The organism is Deinococcus terrestris (assembly GCF_009377345.1).
GTDB classification, from domain to species: Bacteria; Deinococcota; Deinococci; order Deinococcales; family Deinococcaceae; genus Deinococcus; species Deinococcus terrestris.
Genome location: NZ_WBSL01000014.1, coordinates 40001 through 46248, shown reverse-complemented (window position 1 = coordinate 46248; position 6248 = coordinate 40001). Strand labels below are relative to the sequence as shown.

Annotated in this window: 7 protein-coding genes and 1 pseudogene (1 of these 8 cut by a window edge); 7 read left to right on the top strand and 1 reads right to left on the bottom strand. The window is 65.1% G+C overall.

The genetic code is table 11. The features are described from left to right. The 7 genes and pseudogenes from F8S09_RS17760 to F8S09_RS15585 all read left to right on the top strand — a co-directional run. Positions 1-123, top strand: a pseudogene (locus F8S09_RS17760) (IS4 family transposase); the annotation flags it as partial. Further along, positions 113-517, top strand: a complete 405-nt coding sequence (locus tag F8S09_RS15610) for a restriction endonuclease (RefSeq protein ID WP_194165391.1) — start codon at positions 113-115, stop codon at positions 515-517. The pseudogene F8S09_RS17760 and the gene F8S09_RS15610, both read left to right, overlap by 11 nt. 242 nt (positions 518-759) lie before the next feature. Beyond that, positions 760-1230: a hypothetical protein gene (locus tag F8S09_RS15605; RefSeq protein WP_152872385.1), complete on the top strand. Its 471-nt coding sequence runs from the start codon at positions 760-762 to the stop codon at positions 1228-1230. A 156-nt stretch (positions 1231-1386) separates the two neighbouring features. After that, entirely contained in the window at positions 1387-2268 is an 882-nt protein-coding gene (locus F8S09_RS15600; RefSeq protein ID WP_152872384.1) for an arginase family protein, read from the top strand. An 81-nt stretch (positions 2269-2349) separates the two neighbouring features. Next, positions 2350-2964 carry a ParA family protein gene (locus tag F8S09_RS15595; protein WP_152872383.1) on the top strand — a complete coding sequence of 205 codons (615 nt, stop codon included), beginning with the start codon at positions 2350-2352 and terminating at the stop codon, positions 2962-2964. Continuing rightward, entirely contained in the window at positions 2954-3214 is a 261-nt protein-coding gene (locus F8S09_RS15590) for a hypothetical protein (protein WP_152872382.1), read from the top strand. The genes F8S09_RS15595 and F8S09_RS15590 overlap by 11 nt, the downstream gene beginning before the upstream one ends. 84 nt (positions 3215-3298) lie before the next feature. After that, complete coding sequence (locus tag F8S09_RS15585; protein WP_152872381.1) at positions 3299-4252, top strand: bifunctional DNA primase/polymerase; 954 nt, start codon at positions 3299-3301, stop codon at positions 4250-4252. Positions 4253-4470: 218 nt separating this feature from the next. Here F8S09_RS15585 and F8S09_RS15580 read toward each other — a convergent pair whose 3' ends face one another. Beyond that, positions 4471-6248, bottom strand: partial view of a Tn3 family transposase gene (locus F8S09_RS15580; protein ID WP_322618872.1) — the 3' portion only. The gene runs 1180 nt beyond the window's last position; only the last 1778 of its 2958 coding nucleotides appear in the window; its start codon lies off the right edge, out of view; its stop codon occupies positions 4471-4473.

Below are 6248 nucleotides of genomic sequence, written 5' to 3'. Positions count from 1 at the left end.
CACGGCTACCCGCCAAAAAGCCTCTTCAGGCGTGGCCTGGATACCCTTCGTGCCGTGCTCAGCAAGCCTCAACATGGCGCTGGACGAGCCTTCCCAGACTTCCTCGCCGCTTTTGACCCCTAGAGAGCTCCAGACCCTCACGCCCCGTGACCTGGAACTGCACGTCGCCCAGGTGATCTCTGCGCTCCCAGGGTGGCGGGCTGAGGCCACGCGCGGCAGCAGTGACCAGGGGGCGGACGTGATCGCCACCGGGCCGGGAGGAGTGCGGGTCGCGGTGCAGGTGAAGCATTACCGGAACAACGTCGGCAACAGTGCCGTGCAGGAGATCGTGGCGTCCAAGGCGTTCTACCGCTGTACCCACGCCGTCGTCGTGACCAGTGGACCGGGCTACACCCGTCCGGCACAGGCGTTGGCACAGGCCAACGGCGTCCCGCTGTGGGGACCGGAGGAGCTGTTTCAACTTCAGGCGTTGGCCTCGCGTGGAGAGGCGCCGCCCAGAGCACTCCTCCCGGTTTGACTGCTGGCCTCTCGGCCTGCACCACCCACGCCCAGTCTCTTTTCATGGAGGCCCCCAGTCAACAAGGCTGGGGGGTGTCATTGAGTGAGCTGGGAACGCGGCGGGCCTTTGGCAAACGCTTGAGATCAGGGGAAGAAGATCACTCGGATGATCAGTGGCAAGGGCCTGGCTTCGTGTGAAGGCTGGAGTCTAAGAACCGTTACCTTTACAGGCCCTCCCTTCCACTTCATACTGCATGGGACATGGCCTATAAGAAATTGAGCGAGCAAATTCAGGAGCTGGCAAATCCTCAGCGCAGTGATGTCTTCATTCGTCAATTTCGTGACGCGGTACGGGAAGGCCAGATTGACGCCACGTATCTGTCCGAACGATTCACGCTGCCCAAGGAGTTCAAGCGGCGGGGGGCCGAGGGCAGTTACCAGCGCGATGCGCGCGAGATGCTGTTTGAAGCGACGCCCGAGTTTGAGGCGTGGTTTGAGCAAACCAACAACGAGCTGGCCGCGACCACATCACGCCGGGGCGGCACGCCCAAGCCCACCGCCGAGAACATTGAGGCGGGGCTGGTGGATTTCAAGGCCCTGGCCGAGGAAACCCGCCGCAAGATGCAGTCCAGTTTCGAGAAGGGCCAGACGCTCGGCAGGAGCCGCAGCCAGGCCACCAAAGACACCGGCAAGAAGACGACCGGCGCCCGCAAGGCCACCCGCCGCAAGTAGGCTTCTCTCCTTCCAGGACCCCTCTCCAGGGCGTCCTTTTTTGCGTATTTTACTTTTTTACAAGTAAACATACTTACAGGTAGGCCAGGGCTGCGTTGCCCTGAAAGAAGCGTGGGGGTTGTGGCCCAGCCGCGCAGGGCAGCCCTATGCTGAGGTATGCTGGTAACCCTGCTCGACGTGCCCTACGACTCCGCCTGGGCACACCGCCGGATGGGTGCCGGTCCCGGCCACCTGCTTGAGCGGGGACTGGAACAAGACCTCCGCGCCGACCATGACCTTGAGCGGATCGGGCTCCAGACCTCGGGTGACTTCCCCACCGAGATTCACACCAGCTTCGCGCTCTACCACCAGCTTGCCCAGCAGGTGCAGGCTGCCCGGCAGCGGGACCGCTTTCCCCTCACCCTGGCCGGGAACTGCGGAACTGCGCTGGGCATGACCGCTGGTCTTCAGGACAGGACCCTGGGCGTGCTCTGGCTGGACGCCCACGGTGACTTTCACACGCCCGAGACCACCCGCAGTGGCTTTCTGGACGGCATGGCGCTGGCGACCCTGACCGGACGGGCCTGGCAGACATTGGCGGCGGCCATCCCCGGTTTTCAGGCGGTCTCGCCCGGGCGCGTCCTGCATGTCGGGGGACACGCCCTGGAGACCTCGGAACAGCAGGCGATGAAAGTGGCCGGGGTTCACCAGGTCAGCGCGGCGACGGTTCGGCGCCTCGGAGCGGCGGCAGCCCTCGAAGGGGCCTTGCGGGCGCTGCGGGCGGAGGTGCAGCAGCTTTACGTGCATGTCGACCTGGACGTTCTGGATGCCCGGGAGGTGGGACCGGCCAACGCCTATGCCGCGGAGGGCGGCCTGACCACGGCCCAGGTCCTGACGGTCCTGGAGCAGGTGCGGCCGGTGTGGCCGGTCGTCGGCGCTTCCATCGCGTCCTACGATCCGGGCTCAGATCCACAGGGACGGGTCGCGGAGGCGGCGCGGCAGATCGTGGCACGGTTGATGCCTGGGGACCCATCCGAAGCCGGTTCTGCTCCCCCCTGACCTCCCGCCCCCACCCGCCCCAAGGCCATGCTGGCCTTGAGCGTATTAACTGTTTTGCTTGTTTACATGTTAAAATACAGCATGGCCAAAGTCATCAGCATCGGGAATATGAAAGGCGGGGTGGGCAAGACGACCAGCGCCGTCCACCTGGCCCAGCAGCTTGGGCGCAAGGGCAAGACCCTGCTGCTCGACGCCGACGAGGAGCTGCAATGCGCGGTGTACTGGCGCGACAGTGACTACGCGGGGTGGACCTTCGATGCCCTCCCCTTCCGCGAGTTCACCCCGGAGCGGGCCGAGGGGTACGAGTACGTCATCATCGACACCAAGGGCAACGAGGAGGGGCAGGACCTGGTGAGCCTCGCGCAGTCCAGCGACCTGCTAGTGATTCCCACCAAACCCGACGGCCTGAGTGCGACCGGGCTCATCCGCACCCTCACCCCCCTTGTTGATGCGGGCGTGACCAACTATCAGGTGCTAATCGTGGCGAATGTCGGTGGGCGGGGCGAGGAGCTGCGGGACGCCCTGGCGGAGCAGGAGGTTCCGGTGATGACGACGCTGGTCCGGCAGAGCACCGCCGTGGGAGACGCCGCCGAGCGCCGCTTGCCGCTGGAGGCCTACACCACCAACCGCTACGCCAAGCTGGTCAACCTGGACTATGGCAGCGTGGCGCGGGAGGTGCTGGGCCATGTCCGCTGAGAAACCCCGGCGCTTCAGCGGCCTCGACGCCATTCGCAAGCCGGAGGCGACCGCGCCCGCGGTCTCCCCTGCCCCGCCCCCCCCGCCCGCCGACGAGAAGCAGGTGGAGCCCTTCAGCAGCCACCTCAAGCCCGCCACCAAGCGCAGGCTCAAACAGGCCGCCGCGAAGGAGGGCCGCAAGCAGTTCGAGGCGTTGGAGCAGGCCGTCACCGAATACCTCAGCAAGTACCACCCGGACATCCGGGAGTGACTGAGGGGACACCTGCCCCCGTCTTTTTACAGGTAAAATTTTTTAATTGTTTACATTTATACGTGTGAGCGCCGGGGGTGGCCAATGTACGAGGACGAACCCGAACGGATGTACCGGGAAGCCAGCAGACTGGTCGCTCTGGGCATCTCTGTGATCCCCACGGGCGGTGGCCTCAGCCCCAAGGCAAAGGAGCCGCACCACGAGGCCCTGAAGGCGACCGGCCACGGCCACCTGAGCAGGGGAGGGGAGAGGCGCAGCACCTGGAAGGCATTTCAGGACCGCCTGCCCACCCAGGACGAACTGAGGGCGTGGTACCTGGAACACCGCGCCCGGGGCCTCGGGTTCGTGACCGGCCGCCTGTCCGGCTGGGTGGTGGTCGATGTGGACCCGGAAGGGTTGCCCCTGCTCGCGGCGCTGGGCTGGCCGCCGCACGTCCTTTCTCCGAGTGGGGGAGCCCACCTCTACCTGCGGCACCCCGGTTGGTACGTGCCGTCGAATGCCAGCAAGAACAAGGCGGCCCTGCCCCCTGGCTTCGATATCCGGGGGGACGGCGGGTATGTCATGTGTCCACCGTCGAGAACGCGCAGAGGGCAGTACCGGCGTACCCGGCAGCAGCACCCACTCCTGCTGGAGGCCATTCCCGAACGAGTGACGGTACAGGGCACCGAGTACCCGCTGCGGGAAGCGTTGGGCCTGGTGCGGCCTGCGGCGCCTGCCAGGGTTCAGCAGGGCCAGACCGTTCTGCCGCAAGGGGGCGACCAGGGCGGGCGGGTTCCCGTGTGGCTGATGCTCGACCGGGCGTCAGCCTACGCGCCGATCAGCCGCAACCGGGGAGCGTTTATGTTTGGCCTGTGGATGCACGCGAACGGCTACGGCGAGGACGAGGCGCTGCGGCACGTCGAGGAGTACGTGACGCGGGTTCAGGGGGTCAAGCGCACGCCGTTTACACAGGGAGAGGCGAGGCAGGCCGTGCAGAGTGCCTACAGGTATCCCAGGAACGAACCGTGGAAGCGCCGGGATGACAGTCAGGTTGGCTGATGGAATGGCCGAGACAGTCGATCCAATGCTTTTTTACTTTTTTATATGTAAACATATAAAAATCTGTAAGCGGACGGCGAGGCACACGCTTCTGGTCGGCCTGTCAGGGAACCTGTTCGAGGAGCCGTAAAAGGGCCTCCGCCAGGGTCGCTGCGCTGGCTCGCAAAAGGGCTAGACAGGAAGGTGCTGGTTCACCTGGCCGCTCTGTTGCGTCGCGCTTAGGCTGCGGCCCGCCCTAAATCCAGCCGGGTGGTCATGTCGAGACGGAAGATGCCGTACGGATTCACGTGCTGGTAGATCAGCGGCGTCAGGCCCCGCCAATCCTCCGCGGTCATCCTTTCCCGCCACTGGTCGTCCTCCAACACGCGCTGGAGCATCAAGGTGTTCACGTACACCAGGCAGTTCTGCACCAGGTGCAGGCACAACATGCTGACCTCCTGATCCTCCAGCCGATTGGTGCTGATCTCACCCCCCTTGCCGTAGAACACGAAGTCCGTCGTCGCGTTCCAGTTCTCCACGACGTTCAATCCCTCGTGGATCTCCCGCCGCAGGGCTTCATTCCCCAGGTACTCGCACAGGAAGATCGTCTTGATCACCTTGCCGAGTTCCTTCAAGGCCGCATACACCGGATGCTGGGCATTGGCCTGCGTGAAGCGCCGCAGGATGGACTCGGGGTCTGCGAGCCCCAGACGCAGCGCGGTCGTGTACTTCACCATCGGCTCGTACTGCTGTTCAATCAGCTCCCACCGGATGGCCCGTTGCGCGGCAACGGGCTTCAGCAGGGGAAGCTGTTCACTCAGCGCGAGGTCCGGCAGGTACAGCTTCTGCCCGGCAATGTCCTTGAGCCGTGGCAACAGGTCAAAGCCCAGCAGGTGGGTGAAGGCGAAGCCCACCTCGCTCTGGCCGTGGGAATCCACGTACTGCCGCTCCACCTCCATCTCGGTGCAGTGCCTCAGGACGCCCTCGATCATGGCGGCCACCTCGGAAGAAGAGCAGGTCTTCAGGAGCGAATGAATGCAGGTGGCCTTGCGCTCGACGTGCCAGTAGATCATCACGCCCCGGCCCCCGTAGCGCACCGACCACTCGGTGCGCAGGTTGCCGTCCCACGCCCCGAACTTCTTGCTGTCCGAGGCACACGCCGTGGTCCCCTCGCCCCAGAGGTCGGGGCGGCGCGCCGCCAGGATGGCGTTCACGAGCTGGGCGTTGGCCGCCCGCAGGCCCTCGCGGGTGATGTACCGCTTGCGGACATAGCGCAGTTGATCGGGGGTGATGGTGTCGCCGGAGGCAACGCGCTTGAGGCCCATGTTCGTTCCCAGCCCGAACAGGCACAGCAGGAGGCGCTTCTGCGCCTCCGCCCGGGGAAGAATCTCCCGGGTCAGCACGCTGCGCAGCAGGTCGGTGAAGCCCACGTCCAGGTCAGCCTCCTTGAGCATGTCCAGCAGGCCGGTGCCCGGCCACTGTCGCCCCAGCTCCCCTTTCATCGCCCCCAGGGTGGGCGGCTCGGGCTGCGGGTCCAGCGGCGTCACACCGAAGCGTCCCCCGTCCTTGGAGACGACGCGAACCTTCTCGTTTTTCGGCAGATCCGCATGGAAACGCACCAGGGCGTCATGGAGCCGCTCGCGCAACCCCGTCACGAACTGGGTCGCCTCCTGGGGCTGCTTCAGGGCCGCGAAATATTCGGTCTTCTGCTGCTCGAAGTCCGCAGGTAGATCGGCGTCCGGGTCGCGGTAGCGGTCGGCGCCTACCACCCAGACCTCCCGGCAACGCAGGGCGTCCCGCAAGGCGTCGAGGACGCAGACCTCGTAGTTCACCCGGTTCAGCCGGACCTCGCCGTCCTCGTTCGTCTCCAGGATGAGGTCCTGCATGTTCCTGGCGATCACGCCCTGCACGGGGATTTCTTCAAAAGTGGAATAGTTGAGCGCCTTGCTGTTCAGGTAGCGTTTGACGAGCGCCAGGGCGTCAATGACAGGCTGGTGTGCTGAATTATTGGAGCGGA